20 protein-coding genes are annotated in these 23,286 nt (G+C 65.1%); 11 read left to right on the forward strand and 9 right to left on the reverse strand.

Annotation, left to right across the window (positions count from 1 at the left end; genetic code table 11):
• Positions 1 to 541 precede the first annotated feature (541 nt).
• Entirely contained in the window at positions 542 to 832 is a 291-nt protein-coding gene (locus F3J20_RS23325) for a putative quinol monooxygenase (protein WP_167040205.1), read from the forward strand.
• A 185-nt stretch (positions 833 to 1,017) separates the two neighbouring features.
• On the opposite strand, the gene F3J20_RS23330 is transcribed toward F3J20_RS23325, so the two are convergent.
• The 3 genes from F3J20_RS23330 to F3J20_RS23340 all read right to left on the reverse strand — a co-directional run bounded on the left by F3J20_RS23330 (position 1,018) and on the right by F3J20_RS23340 (position 2,918).
• Positions 1,018 to 1,275, reverse strand: coding sequence for a hypothetical protein (locus F3J20_RS23330; RefSeq protein ID WP_008923870.1), 258 nt, complete (start codon positions 1,273 to 1,275; stop codon positions 1,018 to 1,020).
• Between the two features lie 415 nt (positions 1,276 to 1,690).
• Entirely contained in the window at positions 1,691 to 1,933 is a 243-nt protein-coding gene (locus F3J20_RS23335) for a hypothetical protein (protein WP_167040203.1), read from the reverse strand.
• 265 nt (positions 1,934 to 2,198) lie between these two features.
• Positions 2,199 to 2,918 carry a YdcF family protein gene (locus F3J20_RS23340; protein ID WP_240158863.1) on the reverse strand — a complete coding sequence of 240 codons (720 nt, stop codon included), beginning with the start codon at positions 2,916 to 2,918 and terminating at the stop codon, positions 2,199 to 2,201.
• A 267-nt stretch (positions 2,919 to 3,185) separates the two neighbouring features.
• On the opposite strand from F3J20_RS23340, the gene F3J20_RS23345 reads away from it, so the two are divergent.
• Positions 3,186 to 3,509, forward strand: coding sequence for a hypothetical protein (locus F3J20_RS23345; RefSeq protein WP_167040199.1), 324 nt, complete (start codon positions 3,186 to 3,188; stop codon positions 3,507 to 3,509).
• A gap of 369 nt (positions 3,510 to 3,878) precedes the next feature.
• Here the strand turns inward: F3J20_RS23345 and F3J20_RS23350 are convergent, their stop codons facing one another.
• On the reverse strand, positions 3,879 to 4,133 hold the full coding sequence (locus F3J20_RS23350; RefSeq protein ID WP_167040197.1) for a hypothetical protein: 255 nt from the start codon (positions 4,131 to 4,133) through the stop codon (positions 3,879 to 3,881).
• 370 nt (positions 4,134 to 4,503) lie between these two features.
• Positions 4,504 to 4,905, reverse strand: a complete 402-nt coding sequence (locus F3J20_RS23355) for a transposase (RefSeq protein WP_167284653.1) — start codon at positions 4,903 to 4,905, stop codon at positions 4,504 to 4,506.
• 406 nt (positions 4,906 to 5,311) lie between these two features.
• Here F3J20_RS23355 and F3J20_RS23360 point away from each other — a divergent pair, with 406 nt between their 5' ends.
• The 9 genes from F3J20_RS23360 to truB all read left to right on the forward strand — a co-directional run bounded on the left by F3J20_RS23360 (position 5,312) and on the right by truB (position 18,153).
• Positions 5,312 to 6,214, forward strand: a complete 903-nt coding sequence (locus F3J20_RS23360; protein WP_167040193.1) for a LysR family transcriptional regulator — start codon at positions 5,312 to 5,314, stop codon at positions 6,212 to 6,214.
• A 123-nt stretch (positions 6,215 to 6,337) separates the two neighbouring features.
• On the forward strand, positions 6,338 to 7,537 hold the full coding sequence (locus F3J20_RS23365; protein WP_167040191.1) for a pyridoxal phosphate-dependent aminotransferase: 1,200 nt from the start codon (positions 6,338 to 6,340) through the stop codon (positions 7,535 to 7,537).
• Between the two features lie 533 nt (positions 7,538 to 8,070).
• On the forward strand, positions 8,071 to 9,219 hold the full coding sequence (gene scpB / locus F3J20_RS23370) for an SMC-Scp complex subunit ScpB (RefSeq protein WP_167284654.1): 1,149 nt from the start codon (positions 8,071 to 8,073) through the stop codon (positions 9,217 to 9,219).
• A gap of 64 nt (positions 9,220 to 9,283) precedes the next feature.
• Complete coding sequence (gene rluB, locus F3J20_RS23375) at positions 9,284 to 11,050, forward strand: 23S rRNA pseudouridine(2605) synthase RluB (protein ID WP_167284655.1); 1,767 nt, start codon at positions 9,284 to 9,286, stop codon at positions 11,048 to 11,050.
• 654 nt (positions 11,051 to 11,704) lie between these two features.
• Positions 11,705 to 12,163: a ribosome maturation factor RimP gene (gene rimP / locus F3J20_RS23380; protein WP_006052964.1), complete on the forward strand. Its 459-nt coding sequence runs from the start codon at positions 11,705 to 11,707 to the stop codon at positions 12,161 to 12,163.
• Positions 12,160 to 13,635, forward strand: coding sequence for a transcription termination factor NusA (nusA, locus tag F3J20_RS23385; RefSeq protein ID WP_167040185.1), 1,476 nt, complete (start codon positions 12,160 to 12,162; stop codon positions 13,633 to 13,635). Before rimP ends, nusA begins: the two co-directional genes overlap by 4 nt.
• 94 nt (positions 13,636 to 13,729) lie before the next feature.
• Positions 13,730 to 16,651, forward strand: coding sequence for a translation initiation factor IF-2 (infB, locus tag F3J20_RS23390; protein WP_167284656.1), 2,922 nt, complete (start codon positions 13,730 to 13,732; stop codon positions 16,649 to 16,651).
• 125 nt (positions 16,652 to 16,776) lie between these two features.
• Positions 16,777 to 17,142, forward strand: coding sequence for a 30S ribosome-binding factor RbfA (gene rbfA, locus F3J20_RS23395; RefSeq protein ID WP_167040181.1), 366 nt, complete (start codon positions 16,777 to 16,779; stop codon positions 17,140 to 17,142).
• 75 nt (positions 17,143 to 17,217) lie between these two features.
• Complete coding sequence (gene truB, locus F3J20_RS23400) at positions 17,218 to 18,153, forward strand: tRNA pseudouridine(55) synthase TruB (RefSeq protein WP_167284657.1); 936 nt, start codon at positions 17,218 to 17,220, stop codon at positions 18,151 to 18,153.
• 82 nt (positions 18,154 to 18,235) lie between these two features.
• Here truB and F3J20_RS23405 read toward each other — a convergent pair whose 3' ends face one another.
• The 4 genes from F3J20_RS23405 to F3J20_RS23420 all read right to left on the reverse strand — a co-directional run bounded on the left by F3J20_RS23405 (position 18,236) and on the right by F3J20_RS23420 (position 23,261).
• Positions 18,236 to 19,798 carry a DHA2 family efflux MFS transporter permease subunit gene (locus F3J20_RS23405; RefSeq protein ID WP_167040177.1) on the reverse strand — a complete coding sequence of 521 codons (1,563 nt, stop codon included), beginning with the start codon at positions 19,796 to 19,798 and terminating at the stop codon, positions 18,236 to 18,238.
• 45 nt (positions 19,799 to 19,843) lie between these two features.
• On the reverse strand, positions 19,844 to 21,085 hold the full coding sequence (locus F3J20_RS23410) for an EmrA/EmrK family multidrug efflux transporter periplasmic adaptor subunit (protein ID WP_167040175.1): 1,242 nt from the start codon (positions 21,083 to 21,085) through the stop codon (positions 19,844 to 19,846).
• A gap of 84 nt (positions 21,086 to 21,169) precedes the next feature.
• The gene (locus F3J20_RS23415; protein ID WP_167284658.1) at positions 21,170 to 22,696 is read right to left on the reverse strand and encodes an efflux transporter outer membrane subunit; all 1,527 of its coding nucleotides are present in this window, start codon (positions 22,694 to 22,696) and stop codon (positions 21,170 to 21,172) included.
• Positions 22,697 to 22,745: 49 nt separating this feature from the next.
• A complete protein-coding gene (locus F3J20_RS23420; RefSeq protein ID WP_167040171.1) occupies positions 22,746 to 23,261 on the reverse strand; it encodes a MarR family transcriptional regulator in 516 nt (171 codons plus the stop codon).
• Positions 23,262 to 23,286: the final 25 nt, after the last annotated feature.

Consider the following 23,286-nt stretch of genomic DNA (forward strand, 5'->3'; position numbering starts at 1 on the left):
AGGGGGCGCGCAAACCCATTCGGCGCGCAACGGTTGCACGCCCGAAGCGTCGACGGGGCACGACGGATACTGCCCGCAAACGCGAAGCGCGATGCCAGCCATGCTGGACTCCGGCGAATTGGTCAAAACGAGTCTAGCAGTTTGCAGGGGGCGAGAATGTGCGGGTTATCACAGACGCCCGAGCACCCTGGCGGTCAGCAAACCGTCTGCTCACGGCCATCCGATCATGCGTTTCAAACAATGTGCCGGCTTGTCTTGCGCGCTTGTCTCGCGCGAAACCGATGCTCAATCGCATGCTGTATCAGCCGAGGGTAGCAGGGTGGTCAGTGGCCGCCCGCCAAATTCCAGGCGCGGACGGTGCTCGGGGGCGATGGCCGGGATTGTGTCTTTTCCGACGTGTTCGACGCGTTCGGTTCAGGGCGCTGGGGTTGGTCGAGGCGGCACGGCGGTGTCGTTCGCGGAGCGCGGAGCGTGGACCGCATCGCGGGCAGAGTCGGCGAGCGGCAGGTATGCTGCTGCTTTTTGTCGAAAGGAGAGACGCATGTCGGAAATCGCGGTGGTCGCAATTTCGGTGGCAAAGCCGGGGTACGAGGAGCAACTGCGCACGGTACTGGAAGGCATCGTCGGGCCGACGCGCAATGAGCAGGGGGTGCTTCAGTACGACCTGCATCGCGATGTGCAGGAGCCGCGCCGGTTCGTGTTCGTCGAGCGTTGGGAGAGCCAGGAAGCGCTTGCTGCGCATGCGAAGTCGGCGCATATCCTGGCGTACCGGAAAGCGGTCGCCGACTGGGTCGAGCACTCGGAAATTCGCGTCGTGTCGAAGATCGTCTGAGTGTCTGTGGGTTGAAGCGCCGCAAGCGGGCAGGTGCCGGGTGAAGAGCCCGGCGCGCACCGGGCACGAGGCGGCGCGGTGGTCCGGCTGGATCGGCCAGGCGGTAAGGCGGTAAGGCGGTAAGGCGGTAAGGCGGTAAGGCGGTAAGGCGGCCGATCCGTCGCGCCGCGGTTTGCCGCCGGGCATCAATGCGTTGCTTGCGGTACGTCGAGGATCAGGATGATGGTCCAGTCCGCGTCGCCGTCATGGTGATACTGGCGTTCCGCGACGATGAACGGCTGCTGCTTGCCAGCCGGGCCGAGAAACAGCACGTCGCCTTCCATCGGCAGGCATTCGACGGGCGGCAGCGCGAGGTACGCTTCCTGACCGCCACGCGGCATCAGTTTTTCGATTTTGCGAGATGCTGCTTCCGTCCATTCGATATCTAGCTGGATGTTGCTCATGCTGTCCTCCGCACCGGGGTGCGCACGGGTTAGGGATGCCGGCAGGGTGCCGGCCGGTGCGCGACTTTAGCATACCGAAAGCGGCGGCCCGACGGCATGCCGCGGCGAACGGGCGATGGCGGGCGGATGCCAGCAAGCGCGCGAACCGGGCCCGCCCGGGCGGGGCTCGAAGGGATGTCGCAAGCCTGTTTCCGCAGAGCGTTTGGGTGCGTGCATCGAACAGGTATCGAGCATGCCGGATCACCACCGCCATGCCGCCACGCACTGGCGACACAGGCCCCGCCTCACGCGCTTTACGCGCCGTATCCGAAATCTATGGTCGACACCGGGCGGACAACAAAAAAGCCGAAACCGGCGGCGCCAGCTTCGGCTTTTCACTTCACGGCATGGCCGCGAAGCGGGACTTCAGGCTCGCTCAGGAGCTCGAAGCGTCGGGAGCCTTCTTGTGGTGGTGATGCGGTGCCATCTTGTGATGCCTGGCCGGCATGGCGGGAGCGCCTCCCATTGTTTGCTGGCGGTTTTGCAGATCTTGCGCATGCTGCTCGAACTCGGCCACCTTGGCCGGATCGGTGCTCGTCACGATGCCGTTGTCTTGCGCATAAGCCGCGCCCGTTACGGCACAGAGGGAAACCAGGATCGCCAGGGACACTTTCTTCATCGTTACCTCCGTAGAGTGGTGGTGGACCCGAGTATTGCATGTCTATTGAGAAAGACAATGCATTCTATCGAGCAATCTTCGCTCCAGCGGATACCTTTGTAACCGCTATGAACATTTGTTACACCTTGTAATTAGTCGTTTTTCCCATCGATTGCAAGCCGCTTCAAATCGGCATCGGGCGTGCCGCGCCGGTTTGGCGCGCAGCCGGGAGAGTATTTCGCATTGTTAAATGACATGCGGCATCACGGCGTCGGGCCGTAGGCCGTCAGAACCAGCCCAGTGCCCGATACACGTGAAATTGCGCAATCCCGATCAGCTCATGCAGCGCGATTTCGGCGGCCACGAGATTGTCGTAATGCGGCAGCATCCCAAGCCGCACATGCCGGGCGCTCGAAATCTGCGGCTGCGGCGTGATCCCGAAGTGATGAAAGTCGAGCAGCGCGCGCGGCATCTGATACGCCGACGTGACCAGTATCAACGTGTCGTAATGTGAATGGCCCACAATGGCCGAGACGTTGCGCGCGTTTTCGTATGTCGTGCGGCTGTCTTTCTCGAGCACGATGTCCGCGCGCGGCACCTGCCGGCGCAGCAGATAGGGCAGGTAGGTGTCGGCTTCGGTCGCGCTGTGCCGCTGCGGGTTGCCGCCGCTCACGATCACCGCGCAGGTCGCCGCCGTCTGCTTGCAGGCGGCGTAGTTCTGCGCACTCACCTCGATGCGCCTGAGCGCGTCGCGCGGCGGCACGAGCACGTCGTTGTCGTCGTAGATCGTGCCGCCGCCGAGCAGGATGATCGCGGTGCGCGGCGCAAACGCCGCGGGCGCCGCGCTATGCCGGTCGGGCTGCGCGAGATCGAGCAGCGGCACGGTCAGCCAGCCGGCCGCGAGCAGCCAGAACAGGACGATCGCGCAAACGGCCAGAGGGCGGCGCACGCGTTTCCATAACACGATTGCTGCAAAAAAAAGCGTCAATAAAGTGAATAGAATCAATTTAAATGCGGTAACGTATATCTTTCGGGACAAATCTACGGGCTTGCCATCGCGCCGCGGCGGTTGCATCGTCGGTTCGTAGACAGAACGCTAACATGCCGTTCGGACGGGGGTTCCGAAAACGAGACCAGGCAGCACCTGGCGGAAATCCGCGAGCCGGCCTAGGCCGAGCCGCGGGCCAGAGAGGCGGGTGCCACACGCGTGACCAGTGGCGCGGTGACGTGTTGGCATGGATGTGTCATGGCTGCACTTTAAGAAAGAAGTGAGATGACAACGTATTCCAACGAAGCTGTACTTGAAGCGCTGCGGCGAGCGCAATATCGTCAGGTTCCCTGGGCCAGAAGGCCTGGTGTTTTCCAGTATCTTCGCGCGCTGGGTCTGATGGATACCGTTCGACAGCGCACCGTCGCGCCGGCGCCGGGGTTTCATGCCCCCGTCGACATCGCCGTGCTCACCGAGCGGGGCAGAGCCGAATTCGCAAGGCTCGAGCACGACGAGCGGATGCTCACGTGGACCGCGCAGCGCATGAACGACTATGTGCTCGCCGCGGCCGAACCGCAGTCCGCCGCGACGCTCGAAGCCCGGAATTAGGTTCATCGTTCCCTCAGGCGCAATGTGCGCCGGTTGTTTGCCATTGCTCGTGTAACGTCCGCATAGGTCCATCGTTTCCTCGGCGGGCGGTTTCTTCCGCTGACCGGCCGCATCGCACGGCAGGTGGTGATCCGCTGCTTCCATTCCTCGATGAACCTCCGGCGCGCTTGCGCGATGCCGTTGCGCGTGCGCGAAAAAAAGCCCGTATCGCGAAGATACGGGCGTACCGGAATTACTACTGCCACGCTGTGCTAATGGCGTTGAATCAGACTGCGCCCGGCGCCCGGTGGTTCCCCGATGATTCGATCGGGATACGACTTCATGCGATCGGCCCCGCCGCCCACGGGCCGGACGCCGATCCATGCACGACTAACGACGTCGCGATTGATCGTCGCGTTGAGCATCGGGCCGCGCCCGCACATTGCTGGCGATATCGCCGCGCAAGTCGCCGCGCGGCACGGGCGGTGTGAAGTCGCGGTTGCGCGCATCGCCGTGCTGCCATGCTTCGAGCGTGGCCGGCCGGTCCGGCCGCCAGTTCCATCCCTGCGGATGCTGTTGAGCGACTGCTGGTGCGGCCATCGCTGAAATCACAATGCCACACACAAGCACGGACATTGGTTTCATGCTGAGGTCCCCCTCAAGCCCCTGGAGTCAAGGCCTGTTTGCATAGCTACAAAGGTAGGCCGGGTCGCGAAAGCGCGCTGTAATTAATAGTAAATGGATGTTTCACCCGGAGCCGTTCGTGGCCCGGCGTATCTGCCGGAGACGGCGCGGGACGAGGCGCGCCTGGCGGTGGACGGAAAGGAAAAGCAGGCTCCCTATGCGTAAGCGCGAGCGGATACAGGAAGACAGGAAGGGGAGCGCGGGAAGCGGGGCGCCCGCGGCAAGTCTCGGGCTCGCGTACGAACCACGATGCGGATCGCGGCCGGATAAAAACCGGGCGCCCGCAGGCGCCCGGTGGCAAGGCAATTAAGGCAGTTTCGGCAGTGTTGCGTCAGGCCATCTTGGCCGGCGCGCGCCACGATTCCGGATTGGTCCAGAACGCGCCGCGCAGACGATCGCGGCTCGGCGGCGCCGGCGGTTTCGCGGCGGTTGCCCCGATCCGGCCGCGCAGCGAAATTTCACGGCCGCTCGTGCCAAGCAGCTTGACTATTTCCGCGAGCGTGCCATCGGCCTGCCACTCGTCGAAGCGCCGGCGGCAAGTCGGCGGGGACGGATAACGGCCCGGCAACTTGGACCAGCCTTCACCCGTCGACAGCACCCAAAGCACGGCATTGACCACCGCGCGCGCTTCCACGCGCGGCCGGCCACGCCGTTCGCTACGCGCCGGTTCGGCGCAGAACAAAGCTTCGACCAGCGCCCACTCGTTGTCTCTCAAATCGTCGAACAGCATCATGTTTCACCTCAGCGAAGCTAACTCCGGTGCGCTGCCCCGCGCCGCGCACTCTTTCCGCACTCGACAGGGCGAGTGCCAAAGGGGACGGCTCGCCACGATCCGCTAATCGGCCAGAAGTCATGGCGCCGACCCTGTGCGTCTCCTCATGCACGAAGTGTGCCAATCTGGTTCAGATCGCCTGAAAACCCCGTGGCAGCGGGCCAGTGCGGGCGCCAGCCAGGGCCGTATGAGAATCCAAAAAAACCATTTCGCAAATCGGGACAATCACCAATCTTGTGCAGTCAAGCCCGGCCAGCGTGCGTTTGCGCCTTTTTTGCCGCATTGCAGCGAATCCCGCCGAAGGCGCGATACGCCTGCATTTGGCCTTAGAATGCGCATCAAATCGCGCTATTGATGAGGTAGATAAATGAATGTGACGCTGCGGCAACTCAGGGTTTTCATCGAGGTGGCCCGCTTGCAAAGCTTCAGCCGGGCGGGCGATGAAATCGGCCTGACGCAGTCGGCGGTCAGTCGCTGCGTGCGCGAACTCGAGAGCGAGATCGGCCTGAAACTGATCGACCGTACGACGCGCGAGGTGCAGCTGACCGACGTCGGCGGCAACCTCGTGTCGAGCGTGTCGCGGCTGCTCGCGGATCTCGACGACGCCTTGCGCGAAATCCGCGAAATCGGCGAGCAGCGGCGCGGCCGCGTGGTGGTGGCGGCGAGCCCGACCGTCGCGTGCCGGCTGATGCCGCGCGTGGTGGCGTCGTGCGTGCAGCAGTTTCCGTACGTCACGCTGGGCTTGCGCGACGACGTGCAGAGCGACGTGATGCGCAAGGTGAAGTCGGGCGAGGTCGATTTCGGCGTGATCATCGGCCCTTTCACCGACGACGATCTGCTCAGCGAAACGCTGATGACCGACTCGTTCTGCGTCGTCTCGCGCAACGATCATCGGCTCGCCGCGCGCAACCAGGTCGCGTGGCGGGATCTCGACGGCGAGCGGCTCGTGATGCTCGACTATGCCTCGGGCAGCCGGCCGATCATCGACGCCGTGATGCAGGAGCAGGGCGTGAACGCCAGCGTCGTGCAGGAGCTCGGGCATTCCGCGACCGTCTTCGGGCTTGTCGAGGCGGGCGTCGGCATCAGCGTATTGCCGTGGCTCGCGTTGCCGTTGCCGGCTGGCGCGTCGCTGGTCGCGCGAGCGCTCGTGCCGCGCGCGGAGCGCCGGGTGGAGCTCGTGCGGCGGCGCGATCGATCGCTGTCGCCGGCGGCCGAGGCCGTGTGGAACCTGATCCGGCAGTTGCCGGGACGGGCCGAGGAGTTGCCCTAGCGGGCAATCCGCAGCCACCGCGCCGCTGCCCGGCCACACGGCGCGCTAAACTACCGCCTTGGCCGGGCACGCCTGTCGCGCGTGCGCCCCGAGCCGCTATCTTTCATCCATCCGGAAGCCTCGATGAGCGAATTGGACCTGCCCGTGCCCTCCACCCCGAATGCGCGCGACGCCGTGCGCGCGCTGCGTCCGTCGCAAATCCGCGAAGTCGCCAATGCCGGTTTCGGTGTCGAGAACGTGCTGCCGTTCTGGTTCGGCGAGTCCGACCGGGTCACGCCCGCGTTTATCCGCGACGCCGCCAGTGCCGCGCTGGCCGCCGGTGCCACGTTCTACACGCATAACCTCGGCATCGCGCCGTTGCGCGCGGCGCTGGCCCGCTATGTGAGCGAGCTGCACGGTGCGACGTCGGCCGATCACGTCGCGGTGACGAGCGCCGGCGTCAACGCGCTGATGCTGGCCGCGCAACTGGTGGTCGGCGCCGGCGATCGCGTGGTCGCGGTGACGCCGCTGTGGCCCAACCTGGTCGAGATTCCGAAGATTCTCGGCGCGCATGTCGAAACCGTTTCGCTCGGCTATGGCGAGCGCGGCTGGCAACTCGACGTCGGCCAATTGCTGGCCGCGCTGACGCCCGGCACGAAGATGCTGATGATCAACTCGCCGAACAATCCGACCGGCTGGGTGATGAGCCGCGACGATCAGCGCAGCGTGCTCGAGCATTGCCGTCGTCATGGCATCTGGATCGTCGCGGACGAGGTCTACGAGCGGCTCTATTACGCGGACGGCGCGCGCACCGCGCCGTCGTTTCTCGATCTGGCCACGCGCGACGAACGTGTGATCTGCGTGAATTCGTTCTCGAAGGCATGGCTGATGACGGGCTGGCGGCTCGGCTGGATCGTCGCGCCGGCCGCGTTGATGGACGATCTGGCCAAGCTCGTCGAGTACAACACGTCGTGCGCACCCTCGTTCGTCCAGCAGGCGGGCATTGCCGCGCTCGAGCAGGGCGAGCGGTTCACGCAGGAGCTGGTGCGCGACCTGAAGGCGTCGCGCGATCATCTGGTGCAGGCGTTATCGACGGTGCCGGGTGTCGACGTGAAGGCGCCGTTGGGCGCGATGTATCTGTTCTTCTCGATGCCGGGCGCGGCGCACAGCCTCGAACTGTGCAAGGCGATGGTGCGCGAGGCGGGGCTCGGTATTGCGCCGGGTAGCGCGTTCGGGCCGCAGGGCGAGGGCTTCGTGCGCTGGTGCTATGCGTGCGATACGGCGCGGCTGGATGCGGGCGTCGAGCGGCTGAGAAAGTTTCTGGCGCGCCCCGCGGGCGCCTGAGCGCGGAGGCTTGGCGGCGCGGATTCCGGCGTCGAGCGGGATTTCGCGACTGAGCCCGAAGCCCGGGCCGAATGGGGGCTGAGGCTCGGATAGCGCGCGGCTGAAGCTGAGCGGAAATCGATGAGGCTTCCGGCGAACTTTGCCTCGGTCGCTGCCGGAAATGCGTAGGCAGCAGACCCGCCCCCCGGCCGGTGGCCTACGCCTCGCGAACGGCAAAAAAATGGCCTCGGCGGATTTTCTGTTTCCGTTCATCCGTTTGGCGCCCGGGCGTGTCCGTCGGCGCGCGACGAGACGGTACGTGGGGGATTCCGGCTTTACGCCCCGGTCGTTTTTGCGTAATATGGCGCTCAGTCACGCGATTCCCTTCAGGAATATCGCTGCTCCGTCCGGCTGGGTCAGGTTCGATAAGTCTGTTCGCCGCCCCCCGGTGCGTGCTCCCATCAATATGACCGATCAGAATCGGGCGAGCGCGTCTTCAGTTCCACATCGTCTGTTTGATCCGGTTCTTTGACCACAGGGTCTGACCTAGCTGCATGAATACCCAAGAGGCGAAGATCGTCCTCGAGACTGCCTTGATCTGCGCGCAGGAGCCGTTAAAGCTCGGCGATTTGCGCAAGCTCTTTGCCGATGGCGTGTCGGCAGACACCGTTCGGATGTTGCTCGAAGACCTCAAGCGGGACTGGTCCGGGCGCGGTGTGGAGCTGGTCGGGCTGGCGTCGGGCTGGCGGTTTCAAAGCAAGCCCGCGATGCGTTCGTATCTGGATCGTCTGCATCCGGAAAAACCGCCGAAATATTCGCGTGCGGTACTCGAAACGCTCGCGATCATTGCCTACCGGCAACCGGTCACGCGGGGCGATATCGAAGAAATTCGCGGTGTGACGGTGAATACGCAGGTCGTCAAGCAACTGGAGGATCGCGGCTGGATCGAAGTGATCGGTCATCGCGACGTGCCGGGGCGTCCGGCGCTCTACGCGACCACGCGCCAGTTTCTCGACGACCTCGGACTCACGGCGCTCGACGAATTGCCGCCGCTTGCCGATCCGTCGGCGCAACTGAATGCGGATCTGCTGGGCCAGCACGCCATCGAGTTCGCCGAGGGCGAGGCTGAGGCCGCGCGGGGAGCGGGCGATGCGCAGAGCGAGGGCGACGAGCCGTCGTCGGAGTCGGTAACGCCCGTTGAAATGGCCGTGGCGACTGACGTGACGGGCGAACCGGAAGCGGCGCAGAAGTCGGCGCAAACGGAACCGGCCGGCCAGGCAGCACAGACCGGGCCGGCATTCGAAGCGCCACAGCGTCCGGATATGGCCGGGCCGGGCGGCGCCGTCGGCGAGACTGGCGCGGCGCACGAAGCAATACGCGAAGTCACGAACGAAGTTACAAACGACGCGACAGACGCAACCAACCCCGCAGCAAGCGACGCCACAAACGCCGCTCAAGAACACGCCGAAACGGCAAACGCAGTACCGCGGAGCGGCGTCGCCGGGACTGCACAGCATCACGATCCGGTCTCCCAGACCGATTCGGCAGCACTCGCGCACGACTCGGGCATGTCTCGCAACACGGAGCATGCGACCGGGCCGAACCCGATCGAGGCGGCGCACGACGATTCCGAGGATCGCCGTGAGGCCGCACAGGACGCAGGCTTTCTGACCGACGACGAAACCGAGTCGCGCAGCGCCTGACGTAACCGAACTTTTTTTGCCGCGCCCGCAACGGGCGCGCGCGACCTGACATTTTGAGGTTGTTTTGACACATACCCACGACACCGATTCGTCCGAATCCGAGCGCGCCGTGCCGTCGGCGCGGGCCGACGAAGCGCGCAACCCGCAAGCGCCGGCAGGCGAGGGCGAGCGCCCGGCACAGAGCGCGGAAGCCGACGGCGAAGAGCGTCCGCGCCGCGGTCTGCGTCGCGGGCCGCGCAGCCTGATCGCGCGCCGCCGCGCCGGGGCGAAGACGAAGGCTGCCGAAAACGCGTCCATGCAGGCCGCGCCGGTCGTTACCGAGGCGCCGCCGGATGGCGAGGTCGTCGCGCAGGTGCGCATGCCGCGCAAGGACGCGGGCGCGAAGCAGGGCGCGCGGCGCAATGCGGGCGGCGCGAAACGAGAGGGGCAACGCGAGGGTCAGCAAGGCCAGCGCGAGCGTCAGCCGCGTGAGGGTCAACGCGAGGGGCAGCGCCAGAACCGTCGCGGCGCCGACGCAAGCGTGGCTGCGGATTCCGCTCAAGACGATCTGTTCTCGTACGTGACGTCGCCGGCGTTCGACGCCGACAACAGCACGACCGGCGGCGTGCGCGCGCCGATGCTGCGCCGAGGCAAGGCGGCTGCTCCGAAGCGCGTGCTGTCGCCGGACGACGACGCGCCGAAGCTGCACAAGGTGCTCGCCGAAGCGGGCATGGGCTCGCGCCGCGACATGGAAGAGCTGATCATCGCCGGCCGCGTGTCGGTGAACGGCGAACCGGCGCACATCGGCCAGCGCATCATGCCGACCGACCAGGTTCGCATCAACGGCAAGCCGGTCAAGCGCAAGCTGGCGAGCAAGCCGCCGCGCGTGCTGCTGTACCACAAACCGACCGGCGAAATCGTCAGCCACGCGGACCCGGAAGGCCGTCCGTCGGTGTTCGACAAACTCCCGCCGATGAAGACCGCCAAGTGGGTCGCCGTCGGCCGTCTCGACTTCAACACCGAAGGTCTGCTGATGCTGACCACCTCGGGCGATCTCGCGAACCGCTTCATGCATCCGCGCTACAGCGTCGAGCGCGAGTACGCGGTGCGGGTGGTCGGCGAACTCGCGGAAGGCATGCGCCAGAAGCTGCTGCACGGCGTCGAGCTCGAGGACGGTCCGGCGAATTTCCTGCGCATCCGCGATGGCGGCGGCGAAGGCACCAATCACTGGTATCACGTCGCGCTTGCCGAAGGGCGTAACCGCGAGGTGCGCCGTATGTTCGAGGCAGCCGGGCTGATGGTCAGCCGGCTGATCCGCACGCGCCACGGCCCGATCTCGCTGCCGAAGGGGCTGAAACGCGGCCGCTGGGAGGAACTCGACGACAACCAGGTGCGCGCGCTGATGGCGTCGGTCGGCCTGAAGGCGCCGAGCGAGGAGCGCGGTGGCCGCAATGCGGCGCCGGAGCGCCGGCAGCCGGACCCGATGCAGACGTCGATGGGCTTCATCAACCGCGAGCCGGTGCTGATGTCGCATAGCCGCTTCGAGCAGCAGCCGCGCGGTCAGGGCCGCCGGGGTGCGGCGGGCGGCGGCTTCGGTACGGGTATGGGCGGCGGTGCCGGTACCGGCTACGGCAACCGCGGTGCCGGCGGTCAGCGCGGCCGCGATGTCGACGGCAATCGTGCGCCGTCGCCCAACGGCAATCGCGCCCGCCCGGGCGGCAAGCGTGCCGCTCCCGGTAACACGGGCAATCGCGCACCGGGCGGCAATCGCGGCGGCGGCAACACAGGGGCGGGCGGCGCAAATCGTGGCAACGGTGGCGGTACGGCACGCGGCCGTTCGCGCGGCCGCTAAGCGGAGTTTCTCGTGGTGGTTGGGGCGGCCGCCTGCTTGAACGAGGCAAGGCGGCTGTCCCCAGGTAATCAGCGGATGGCGGTCATGCTGCCATCGACAGCGTCGGGCGCTTGATCGATCCCTTCGGCAAGCGACGCCGTTTGCGCACGACAGCGAGCCGTGACTCGTTTTTAGCGGTTTTTCCGGCTCGCCATTGGCCGCGCTCAGCAGGTCTTTCGGATTTGGGAATGCGCGCGAAACCGCGGCGCGAATCAATGCGGGACGAGTCGCCCAAACTCAACGGCGAGATTCGTCCGGGTGCTGTTTGAGGCAATACGGGCCGTTCCGTAAAAGCCCGATCTTGCCGCCGCTTTTCCCAAAGATTCCTATTAAATCAAGCGGAAATGCGCGCCGTGCAGCGTTCGGCGGATTGCGTTTGGGCCGAAAAATGGCTACAATCGCGGAGTCGCTGGGCGTACGGTTTTTCATGTGCGGCTCAGGTGCGACCACCGGCAACAAGATGATGGGCGTTCAGCCCATTTTTTTTTGCCGCTTACTTCAGCGTGGTTCGGCATCTCGGGTTCGCACGAACGTGCGCCGGCTTGGCGCGCGGCCCGCATTGGTTGTTTGCTGAAGAGGCGCGAGGCTCGCTGCGCGAACATCTAAGAGGGCACTGTGCAACTGACGGAACTGATTGAAACCACGGTCGTGGGACTCGGCTACGAGCTCGTCGATCTCGAGCGCACCGGGCGCGGCATGTTGTGTATCTATATCGACCAGCCGGCCGGCATCGCGATCGAAGACTGCGAGAAGGTCACGCGTCAGCTCCAGCACGTTCTGACGGTCGAAAATATCGATTATGAGCGGCTTGAAGTGTCGTCGCCGGGTCTCGACCGCCCGCTGAAAAAACTGGCGGATTTTGAGCGCTTCGCGGGCAGCGAGGCGGTAATCACACTGAAAAAGCCATTGGACGGACGGAAATCGTACCGGGGCATTCTGCATGCTCCGCAAGGCGAGACGATCGGTCTGGAATTTGAAGGAAAAGAAGGCGCCGCGATGCTCGATTTCACGCTCGCGGACATGGACAAGGCGCGCCTTGTTCCGAAAGTTGACTTTAGGAGCCGCAAACAATGAGTCGCGAAGTGTTGATGCTGGTGGATGCGCTGGCACGCGAGAAGAATGTCGATAAGGACGTGGTATTTGCCGCGCTCGAAGCGGCTCTCGCTTCGGCCTCCAAGAAACTCTTCGAAGAAGATGCGGATATCCGCGTCCATATCGACCGTGAAAGCGGCGAGCACGAAACGTTTCGCCGCTGGAAGGTGGTGCCGGACGAAGCCGGGCTGCAGGAGCCGGATCAGGAAATCCTGCTGTTCGAGGCTCGCGAGCAGCAGCCCAATATCCAGCTCGACGAGTTCATCGAAGAACCGGTGCCGTCGATCGAATTCGGCCGTATCGGCGCGCAGGCCGCCAAGCAGGTGATCCTGCAGAAGGTGCGCGACGCCGAACGCGAGCAGATCCTGAACGACTTCCTCGAGCGCGGTGAGCACATCATGACCGGCTCGGTGAAGCGCCTCGACAAGGGCAACTTCATCGTCGAATCGGGCCGTGTCGAAGCGTTGCTGCGCCGCGACCAGCTGATTCCGAAGGAAAACCTGCGCGTGGGCGACCGCGTGCGCGCCTATATCGCCAAGGTCGACCGCACCGCGCGTGGTCCGCAGATCGAGCTGTCGCGCACGGCGCCCGAATTCCTGATGAAGCTGTTCGAGATGGAAGTGCCGGAAATCGAGCAGGGTTTGCTCGAGATCAAGGCCGCCGCTCGCGATCCGGGCGTGCGCGCGAAGATCGGCGTGGTCGCCTATGACAAGCGCATCGATCCGATCGGCACCTGTGTCGGCATTCGCGGCTCGCGCGTGCAGGCCGTCCGTAATGAGCTCGGTGGCGAAAACGTCGACATCGTGCTATGGTCGGAAGACCCCGCCCAGTTCGTGATCGGCGCTCTCGCGCCGGCAGCCGTGCAGTCGATCGTCGTCGATGAAGAAAAACATTCGATGGACGTCGTCGTCGACGAGAACGAACTCGCGGTCGCGATCGGCCGCAGCGGCCAGAACGTGCGTCTTGCCAGCGAACTCACCGGCTGGCAGATCAACATCATGACGCCGGACGAATCTGCGCAGAAGCAGAATCAGGAGCGCGGCGTTCTGCGCGACCTGTTCATGGCGCGTCTCGATGTCGACGAGGAAGTCGCCGACATCCTGATCGACGAAGGCTTCACGAGCCTCGAAGAGATCGCCTACGTGCCGCTCAACGAAATGCTCGAAATCGAGGCATTCGACGAAGACACCGTTCACGAACTCCGTAACCGCTCGCGCGACGCATTGCTGACGCAGGCGATCGCGAACGAAGAAAAGGTCGAAAATGTAGCGCTCGACCTGAAGAGCCTGGACGGCATGGACGCCGACCTGCTCGCGAAGCTGGCCGAACATCAGGTTCAGACGCGCGACGAACTCGCCGAGCTGGCCGTGGATGAACTGGTCGAGATGACCGGAATGGAAGAGGATGCCGCTAAGGCGTTGATCATGAAAGCACGTGAACACTGGTTCCAGTGAGAAATGACCATGGCGCACTGAATTGAACGCGGCCGCGAGGCCGCATGACCCGATGCTAACCGCAAGGAATCGGTCCTTGCATTAAGAGGAATGAATGGCGAGTAACAACGTAGCCCAATTTGCCGCGGAACTGAAAATGCCTGCTGGCGTGCTGCTCGAGCAGCTGCAGGCAGCGGGCGTCCAGAAGGTGAGCGAAGACGACAACCTGTCCGAGGCGGACAAGGCGCGTCTGCTCGATCACTTGCGCAAGTCGCATGGCTCGAACGATGCCGACAAGCGCAAGATCACGCTGACGCGCCGGCATACGTCGGAGATCAAGCAGTCCGATGCGACGGGCAAAGCTCGCACCATTCAGGTCGAGGTGCGCAAGAAGCGCACGTTCGTCCGCCGCGACGAGACCGTCGCGGAAGGCGGGGATGCATCGAATCATGTGGCCGAGAGTTCGGATGCCGAAGATCTCGAACTTCAGCGTCGTGAAGAGGAAGCGCGTCACGAGGCCGAACTGCTCGAAAAGCAGGCGCAGGAACTGAAAGCTCGCCAGGAACAGCTCGAACGCGAAGAGGCCGAGCGCCAGGCGCGCGAGCAGGCTGCGGAAGCCGAGCGTCAGCGCGCGGAAGAAGAGGCGAAGAAGCGCGCGGCGGCTGTGGCCGAAGCGGCGGCTCGCGAGAAGGCCCAGCAGGCGGCACAGGCTGCGGAGCCGGTTGCCGCGAAGGGCAGCGAGCAGGACGACGAACGCGCGGCGGCGGAACGTGCTGCGCAACGCGAAGCCGCGAAAAAAGCGGAAGACGCCGCGCGTCAGGCCGCCGAGAAAGCGCGTGCCGAGCAGGAAGAAATCGCCAAGCGCCGCGCGGCGGCGGAAGCCGAAGCGCGCGCGATTCGCGAAATGATGAACACGCCGCGCAAGGCGCAGGTGAAGGCGCCGGAACCAGCACCGAAGCCCGTCGAGCCGGCCAAGGCCGCCGAAGCGAAGGGCACGCTGCACAAGCCGGCCCGTCCGGCAGGCGAAGCGCCGGCCCGTCCGGCTGCGAAAAAGCCGGCAGCCGCGGCGCCGGCCTCGACCACGAGCGCTCCGTCCGCCGGCGACAAGAAAAAGCCCGGCGGCGGCAAGAGCGGCAGCTGGCAGGACGACGCAGCGAAGCGCCGCGGCATCAAGACGCGCGGCGATTCGAGCGGTGGCGTCGATCGCGGCTGGCGCGGCGGTCCGAAGGGCCGCGGCAAGCATCAGGAACAGTCCACCACGTTCCAGGCGCCGACCGAGCCGATCGTGCGTGAAGTGCACGTGCCGGAAACTATCACCGTTGCCGATCTCGCGCACAAGATGGCGGTGAAGGCGTCGGAAGTCATCAAGGTGATGATGAAGCTCGGCCAGATGGTCACGATCAACCAGATGCTGGACCAGGAAACGGCGATGATCATCGTCGAGGAACTGGGCCACCACGCGGTCGCGGCGAAGCTGGACGATCCGGAAGCGATGCTGGTCGAAGGCGAAGTGAGCGATGCCGAAGCGCTGCCGCGTCCGCCGGTCGTCACCGTGATGGGTCACGTCGACCACGGCAAGACCTCGCTGCTCGACTACATCCGCCGCGCGAAGGTGGCGGCGGGCGAAGCGGGCGGCATTACGCAGCACATCGGCGCTTACCACGTCGAAACGCCGCGCGGCGTCATCACGTTCCTCGACACGCCAGGTCACGAAGCTTTTACGGCAATGCGTGCACGCGGTGCGAAGGCCACCGACATCGTGATTCTGGTCGTGGCCGCCGACGACGGCGTGATGCCGCAGACGAAGGAAGCGATTTCCCACGCGAAGGCCGGCGGCGTGCCGCTCGTCGTCGCGATCAACAAGATCGACAAGCCGGATGCGAACCTCGAGCGCGTGAAGCAGGAGCTCGTCGCGGAAGGTGTCGTGCCGGAAGAATACGGCGGCGATTCGCCGTTCGTGCCGGTGTCGGCGAAAACCGGCGCGGGCATCGACGATCTGCTCGAAAACGTGCTGCTGCAGGCCGAAGTGCTGGAACTGAAGGCACCGGTCGAAGCACCGGCCAAGGGTCTCGTCATCGAAGCGAAGCTCGACAAGGGTAAGGGCCCGGTGGCCACGATCCTCGTGCAGTCGGGTACGCTGAACCGTGGCGACGTCGTGCTCGCGGGCAGTGCCTACGGCCGCGTGCGTGCCATGCTCGACGAAACCGGCAAGCCGACCAAGTCCGCTGGCCCGTCGATCCCGGTCGAAATCCAGGGGCTGTCGGAAGTGCCGCAGGCCGGGGAAGAAGTCATCGTCATGCCGGACGATCGCAAGGCGCGTGAAGTCGCGCTGTTCCGTCAGGGCAAGTTCCGCGACGTCAAGCTCGCGAAGCAGCAGGCCGCGAAGCTCGAAAACATGCTCGAGCAGATGGGCGAAGGCGAAGTGCAGTACATGCCGCTCATCGTCAAGGCCGACGTGCAGGGCTCGCAGGAAGCGCTGGTCCAGTCGCTGCAGAAGCTCTCCACCGACGAAGTGCGCGTGCAGATCGTGCACGGCGCGGTCGGCGGCATCAGCGAGTCGGACGTCAACCTGGCAACGGCGTCGAAGGCGGTCATCATAGGCTTCAACACCCGTGCGGATGCGCAGGCTCGCAAGCTCGCGGAATCCAACGGCGTCGACATTCGCTACTACAACATCATCTATGACGCAGTGGATGAGGTGAAGGCGGCCATGTCGGGCATGCTGGCGCCGGAGAAGCGCGAAGTCGTGACGGGCACGGTCGAAGTGCGCCAGGTCTTCAAGGTGCCGAAGGTCGGCGCGGTGGCCGGCTGTATGGTCACGGACGGTTTCGTCAAGCGCTCGTCGTCGGTGCGTGTGCTGCGCAACAACGTCGTCATCTTCACGGGCGAGCTCGATTCGCTCAAGCGCTTCAAGGACGACGTCAAGGAAGTCCGTCAGGGCTTCGAGTGCGGTATGTCGATCAAGAACTTCAACGATATCGTCGAAGGCGATCAGTTCGAAGTGTTCGAGGTCACCGAAGTCGCGCGTACGCTGTAATTCACGCGACACGGCACAACGGGCGGAGCGGGCTTTAACGCCCGCTCCGCCCGTTGTTTTTGAGGCCGCCGTTGCGCGACCGCGCGAACCATTTTTTGTATCCGTCAACGCGGATCATCAACACCATGCCTAAAAAACGTTCTTCTCCCAATCGCAACGTGCAGATCGCCGACCAGATCCAGCGCGACCTGTCGGAGTTGCTGCGCGAGGTCAAGGACCCGCGCATCGGCATCGTCACGATTCAGAGCGTCGAGCTGACGCCAGACTATGCGCACGCGAAGGTCTACTTCACGACGCTGACCGGTGACCCGCAGCAGACGCTCGAAGCGCTCAGTCATGCGGCGGGCCATCTGCACAACATGCTGTTCAAGCGCCTGCATATCCATACGGTGCCGACGCTGCATTTCCATTACGACAAAACGATCGAGCGCGCCGTCGAGATGTCGCGTCTGATCGACGAGGCGAACGCCACGCGCGCGAAAGACGACTGAGCGTGTCCCGTGCCGCGGTGTTCGCCGTAGCGCCCGGCGCCGTTTCGTATTCCTCGAAGTCTTTGCCTCACTGACATGACTGCACCTCAACGCCCCCGCGTGCCGCGTCGCGCGCTCGACGGCGTGCTGCTGCTCGACAAGCCGATCGGGCTGTCGAGCAACGACGCCCTGATTCGCGCGAAGCGTCTCTATCTGGCGAAAAAGGCGGGCCATACCGGCACGCTCGACCCGCTCGCGACCGGTCTGCTGCCGCTGTGTTTCGGCGAGGCCACCAAGTTTTCGCAAGACCTGCTCGAAGCCGACAAAACCTACGAGGCCACGATGCGCCTCGGCATTCGCACGACCACCGGCGACGCTGAAGGCGAAGCGCTCGACACGCGCGCCGTGACCTGCGACGAAGCGGCAGTGCGGGTGGCCTTGGCGCGCTTTATTGGCGATATCGTCCAGGTGCCGCCGATGTATTCGGCGCTCAAACGCGACGGCAAGCCGCTCTACGAATACGCGCGGGCCGGGCAGACGGTCGCGCGCGAAGGGCGTCAGGTGACGATCCATGCGCTCGAACTGATCGCGTGCGCGCTGCCCGATGTGACGTTTCGCGTGACGTGCAGCAAGGGCACCTATGTGCGCACGCTGGCCGAGGATATCGGCGAAGCGCTCGGTTGTGGCGCGCATCTGGTTGCGCTGCGGCGCACGGGCGTCGGCGCGCTGACGCTCGAACACGCGGTTACGCTCGATGCCTTGTCCGACGCGACGCAAGCCGAGCGAGACGGATGGCTGCAACCGGTCGATGCGTTGCTGTCGACGTTTCCCGAGGTCCACCTGAACGAAGACGACACGCGTCGCTTTCTGCACGGCCAGCGCCTGAAGCTGTCGTCGTTGACGATTGGCGCCGACGCCGCGAACGCGCCGCGCGTGAGGGTGTACGCGGCACAGGGGCGGCTCCTCGGCGTCGCGAAACAGGGCGAAGGCGTGCTGGCGCCCGAACGCCTGGTGGTGACGACCGGGAGCTAGGCTCGCGTAACGCGTGATGTCTGATCCGGAAGCGCAGCGACTTCATGCCGTCCTGCTTACGTTGCCGAACCGTTACGAAACCTCAGTGCGCCGCGGCCGCTGCCGCGCCGGCATCGCCGCCCGCCCGCTCCGGCCGTGTGATCCAGATCAGCGCGATCAGTGCGACGAAAATGCCGGCTGAAGTGAAGAACAGATCGTTCACGCCGAGTTGCGCGGCCTGCTGCGAGACCATGTTGTTGAAGAGGCCGTAGGTCTGCGCCTGGCTGAAGCCCGCGCTACCCATCTGCTGCATCGACTGATCGAACACCGGGTTGTACACGTTCGCCTGCGCGGTCAGCCGCGCGTGATGCGTGATCGTGCGGTGATCCCACGCGGTTTGGAAGATCGAGGTGCCGATGCCGCCGCACATGATCCGCACGAAGTTCGACAGACCCGATGCCGCCGGAATGCGATGACCCGGCAGACCCGACAGCGTGATCGACACGAGCGGGATGAAGAAGCCGGCCATGCCGATGCCTTGAATCAGCGTCGGCAGCGTCAGCGACCACGTATCGACGCCGGTCGTATAACGCGAGCGCATCCAGAAGCACAGCGCGAATATCAGGAACGACAGCGTCGCGATATAGCGCGGATCGGTGCGCGGCAGAACCTTGCCGGTGATCGGCGAGAGCAGGATCGCGAACAGTCCGACGGGCGCCATCACGAGTCCGGCCTCGGTTGCGGTGTAGCCGAGATCGGTTTGCAGCCACAGCGGCAGTAGCACGAGATTGCCGAAGTAGAGCCCGTAGCCGATCGACAGCGCGACCGTGCCGCCCGTGAAATTACGCCGGCTGAAGAGCGACAGGTCGACCACCGGATGCTCGGCCGTCAACTCCCATACGATGAAGAACGCGAGCGCGATCACGGCAACGAGCGCGAGCACGACGATCGTCGTCGACGAGAACCAGTCGAGGTCCTTGCCCTTGTCGAGCATCACCTGCAGCGAGCCGACCCAGACGATCAGCAGGCCGAGGCCGACGCCGTCGATCGGCGCCTTCCTGATGACCGAATCGCGGTTGCGGAAGATCATCCATGTCGCGGCGGCCGCGATCGCGCCGACCGGAATGTTGACGTAGAAGATCCACGGCCACGAGATATTGTCGGAAATCCAGCCGCCGAGAATCGGGCCGGCGACCGGCGCAATCAGCGTGGTCATGGCCCACATCGACAACGCCATCGGCGCCTTCGCGCGCGGATAGCTCGCGAGCAGCAGCGTTTGCGACAGCGGAATCATCGGACCGGCCACCGCGCCTTGCAAGACGCGCGAGGCGAGCAGGAACGGCAGGTTCGGCGAGAGTCCGCACATCCATGACGAGATCACGAACAGCACGATCGACGCCATGAAGAGGCGCACCTGGCCGATGCGGTCGGTGAGCCAGCCAGTCAGCGGCACCGAGATCGCGTTGGCGACCGCGAACGACGTGATGACCCACGTGCCCTGGTCCGACGATACGCCGAGGTCGCCGGAAATCGACGGGATCGACACGTTCGCGATCGACGTGTCGAGCACGTTCATGAACACGGCGAGCGACACCGCGATGGTGCCGATCACCAGTTGCGCGCCCTCGAGCGGCGGGTGAGGGACTTGCGCCTGAGCCTGAGCCATTGAAAAAGCCTTCTATGAATCGTCGCGCGGAGTTTTAGCTGTTCCTTAGCCCTTCTTCGCCGTCGGCTGGGCGGCCGCGCCGCCGTTTTGCACCGTCGACTTCTGCGCACCGCCGTTCGCATTCGGCCCCGCGTTTTCCGCGATGATGCGTGCGATGACCGCATCGGCTTCGTCGCCGTACTTGTCGAAGACATTGGTCTGGTAGGCCGTGGTCGGTGCCTGGCCGAGCTGGCCGCCGGTCTCGTCCTTGATGTCGACGTCAGCCTGCATCGACAGACCGATGCGCAGCGGGTGCTTTTCGAGTTCCTGCGGATCGAGCGCGATACGCACCGGCAGACGCTGCACGACCTTGATCCAGTTGCCGGTCGCATTCTGCGCCGGCAGCAGCGAGAACGCCGAACCCGTGCCGGCCGAGAAGCCGACCACCTTGCCGTGATACGGCACCGACGAACCGTACACGTCGGCCGTCAGTTCGACCGGCTGGCCGATGCGCATATGCTTGAGCTGCACTTCCTTGAAGTTCGCGTCGACCCACACGTCGTGCAGCGGCACGATCGCCATCAGCGGCGTGCCCGGCGAGACGCGCTGGCCGACCTGCACCGAGCGCTTCGCGACGTAGCCCGTGACCGGCGCCGGCAGCGTGTTGCGCGCGTTGTTCAGATACGCGTCGCGAACCTTCGCGGCGGCGGCCTGCACGTTCGGGTGATCGGTGATCGTGGTGTTCGCGGTCAGCGCGTGGTTTGCCGCCAGTTGCTGTTTGGCGGCGTCGAGCGCGGCCTGGGCGGTTTTCACGGAATCGCGGGCATGCGAGATTTCTTCCTGCGACACCGCGCCGGTTTGCGCGACGGCCAGACGGCGCTTGAGGTCGTCCTCGGCGCGCGACAGATCGGCCTGGCGCGCCGCGACCTGCGCTTCGTACTGGCTGTCGTCGGCGAACAGGCCGCGCACCTGGCGCACCACCTGCGCGAGATTGGCCTCGGCCTGTTCGAGCGCGACGCGCGCGTCGGCCGGATCGAGCACGACGAGCGGGTCGCCGGCCTTGACGACCTGTGTGTCGTCGGCGTTCACCGCGATCACGGTGCCCGTGACCTGCGGCGTGATCTGCACGACGTTGCCGCTCACGTAAGCGTCGTCGGTGTCTTCATGAAAGCGCGCGACGAGGAAGTAGTACAGGCCGTACGCGACCGCGGCAATCAGGATCACGATGACGAGCAGCGTCATCATGCGCTTGCGTTTGCCGTTGTTCGCCGTTTGCGGCGGGGTGGCGGGCTGTTGGGGAGTGCTCATTGATGTGCTCCGGGTTCTTTTGTACGGCGTCGTTGACTCGTTGATTCGTGCGGATGCGTTGGCGTCGGCGTGGCGGTGGGCGGCTTATTTCGCGGCGGTGCTGGCGGCGGCACTCGTATCGGTGCCCGTTGCCGATGCCGGGGCGTCGGTCGGCACCACGAGACCGCTCCGGGTTGCGTCGAAGCCGCCGCCCAGCGCCTTGATGAGGCCGATCTGCAGATCGCGGCGGCGCATTTTCAGCCCCGTCACCGTCTGCTCGGCGGCGAGCCTGTTCTCGTCGGCGGTCAGTACCTGCAACTGCGGCGACAGGCCCGCCTTGTAGCGCACCACGGCGAGCTGATACGCTTTGCTCGACGCGTCGAGCGCGCGCTGGGCGTCGCCCGACTGCTGGTCGATCGAGCGGATCGACGATACCTGCGTCGACACGTCCTGCAGCGCGTTGATCAGCGTCTGGTTGTAGTTCGCGACGTCGAGGTCGAAGTCGGCATAGCGGCCCTTCAGCTGCGCGCGCAGCGCGCCGGCGTCGAAGATCGGTAGATGGATCGCCGGGCCGAACTGGGTCTGACGGCTCGCCGCGGTCAGAAAGCGCCCCCAGCCGAGCGCGTCGAAACCGAAACCGGCCGCGAGGTTCACGTCCGGGAAAAACTCGGCTTTCGCTTCCTTGACGTCGTGCATCGCGGCTTCGACCTGCCAGCGGGCGGCGACGATGTCCGCGCGGCGCGCCACCAGATCGGCCGGGATGTTGTCCGGCAGCGCGACCGTGTCGCCGCCCGTGAGCGCGGGTTTGGCGATCTGCATGCCGCGGTCCGGGCCCTTGCCGAGCAGCGCGCCGAGCTGATAGCGCACGACCGTGATCTGGCCGTCGAGGTCGGTCAGGTTCGACTGGCTGGTCGCGATGTTGCCGACGGCCGTTTGCTTCTCGACGTTGGAGTCGAGACCGGCGGCCACGCGGCCGTTGGTGATGCGGCCGACATCCTGGCGGTTGGCGATCTCGCGCGCGGCGATATCGCGGAACGCATACAGCTGCGCGAGTTGGTTGTAGGTACTCGCCACCGACGCGGCGAGCGTCACGCGCGCCTGCTGTACGTCCGCTTCGGCGGCTTTCTGTTGCGACACGGCCTGGCCGAGACGCTGGCGGTTCTTGCCCCACAGGTCGAGGTCCCACGACGCGCTCGCGAGCACGTTGTTTTCGCTAAACCACGTGCCGCCGTACGGGGGCGGGTAGAGACCGTTCGCCGAGAACAGTTCGCGCGTCCACGAATAGCTGCCGTTGACCTTCGGGAACAGCGCCGAGCGCGAGCTTTCGATATACGACGAAGCCTTCGCGAGACGCGCCTGCGCCTGGGCGATCGACGGGCTGCCCTCGAGCGCTTCCGCGATCAGCTTCGGCAGTTGCGGGTCGCCGAACTGGTTGGCCCAGTCGAGCGAGGGCCACTGGCCACCTTCGCTGGGCAGGCTCTGCGTCGACTCATACTGCGCCGGCGACGCGATCTGCTTGTCGCTCTTCACGCCGATGTAGTTCGCGCACCCCGTGAGGGCGAGCGCCGTCACCGCGGCGGCGACGGCGGCCCGGCTCGGAAGCGCGGGCGCGGACAGGAAAAGGGATTTCATCGCTCGACTCTTTGAGTGGAAGGTAATGATGGACGCAGCAAGCAATTTCTCAGGATTTACCGTCGGGATTGCCGGCGGCCTCGCGGGTCAGTCCCGTCTGTTCGCCGGAATTGACGAGCACCCGGCGCAGCATGCTCTTCAGGAAACCCACTTCCTCGGCGGTGAAACCGTTCAGCAGGCTGTCGAGCACACTATTGAAAATGCCCGGCATGCGGGCGGCGATTGCGTGGCCTTCGGGTGTCAGCGCGAGGCGCACGACGCGCCGGTCTTCGTTGCTGCGCACCCGGGTGAGCAGGCCGCGCTTTTCGAGCCGGTCGATCAGACGGGTGACGGCGCTGGCGTCGATGCCGTATTCGCGGGCCAGTTCGGCGGCCAGCAGGCATTTGCCGCTCGCCACCATGAACAGGATGCTGCCCTGCTGGCTGGTGATGCCCAACTCGGCCATGCTGCGCTGCGTGATCAGGTTGGACATGGTCGATTTCACCCGCGAGAGGAGATAGCCGACGCTTTCGCCGAGTTGATACTCGCTAAGGTCCGGCATGGATTCGGTGGACGGCTCCGACATGATTCTCGTGCGAATGCAATGGTTG

The organism is Paraburkholderia sp. Cy-641, from assembly GCF_011752945.1.
In the GTDB taxonomy this organism is placed as follows: domain Bacteria; phylum Pseudomonadota; class Gammaproteobacteria; order Burkholderiales; family Burkholderiaceae; genus Paraburkholderia.

What these genes read in the sequence shown, in the direction of transcription:
- F3J20_RS23325 (WP_167040205.1), top strand. Translation starts at nt 542, where the DNA reads ATGTCGGAAATCGCGGTGGTCGCAATTTCGGTGGCAAAGCCGGGGTAC.
- F3J20_RS23330 (WP_008923870.1), bottom strand. Translation starts at nt 1,275, where the DNA reads ATGAGCAACATCCAGCTAGATATCGAATGGACGGAAGCAGCATCTCGC.
- F3J20_RS23335 (WP_167040203.1), bottom strand. Translation starts at nt 1,933, where the DNA reads ATGAAGAAAGTGTCCCTGGCGATCCTGGTTTCCCTCTGTGCCGTAACG.
- F3J20_RS23345 (WP_167040199.1), top strand. Translation starts at nt 3,186, where the DNA reads ATGACAACGTATTCCAACGAAGCTGTACTTGAAGCGCTGCGGCGAGCG.
- F3J20_RS23350 (WP_167040197.1), bottom strand. Translation starts at nt 4,133, where the DNA reads ATGAAACCAATGTCCGTGCTTGTGTGTGGCATTGTGATTTCAGCGATG.
- F3J20_RS23355 (WP_167284653.1), bottom strand. Translation starts at nt 4,905, where the DNA reads ATGATGCTGTTCGACGATTTGAGAGACAACGAGTGGGCGCTGGTCGAA.
- F3J20_RS23360 (WP_167040193.1), top strand. Translation starts at nt 5,312, where the DNA reads ATGAATGTGACGCTGCGGCAACTCAGGGTTTTCATCGAGGTGGCCCGC.
- F3J20_RS23365 (WP_167040191.1), top strand. Translation starts at nt 6,338, where the DNA reads ATGAGCGAATTGGACCTGCCCGTGCCCTCCACCCCGAATGCGCGCGAC.
- scpB (WP_167284654.1), top strand. Translation starts at nt 8,071, where the DNA reads ATGAATACCCAAGAGGCGAAGATCGTCCTCGAGACTGCCTTGATCTGC.
- nusA (WP_167040185.1), top strand. Translation starts at nt 12,160, where the DNA reads ATGAGTCGCGAAGTGTTGATGCTGGTGGATGCGCTGGCACGCGAGAAG.
- infB (WP_167284656.1), top strand. Translation starts at nt 13,730, where the DNA reads ATGGCGAGTAACAACGTAGCCCAATTTGCCGCGGAACTGAAAATGCCT.
- rbfA (WP_167040181.1), top strand. Translation starts at nt 16,777, where the DNA reads ATGCCTAAAAAACGTTCTTCTCCCAATCGCAACGTGCAGATCGCCGAC.
- truB (WP_167284657.1), top strand. Translation starts at nt 17,218, where the DNA reads ATGACTGCACCTCAACGCCCCCGCGTGCCGCGTCGCGCGCTCGACGGC.
- F3J20_RS23405 (WP_167040177.1), bottom strand. Translation starts at nt 19,798, where the DNA reads ATGGCTCAGGCTCAGGCGCAAGTCCCTCACCCGCCGCTCGAGGGCGCG.
- F3J20_RS23410 (WP_167040175.1), bottom strand. Translation starts at nt 21,085, where the DNA reads ATGAGCACTCCCCAACAGCCCGCCACCCCGCCGCAAACGGCGAACAAC.
- F3J20_RS23415 (WP_167284658.1), bottom strand. Translation starts at nt 22,696, where the DNA reads ATGAAATCCCTTTTCCTGTCCGCGCCCGCGCTTCCGAGCCGGGCCGCC.
- F3J20_RS23420 (WP_167040171.1), bottom strand. Translation starts at nt 23,261, where the DNA reads ATGTCGGAGCCGTCCACCGAATCCATGCCGGACCTTAGCGAGTATCAA.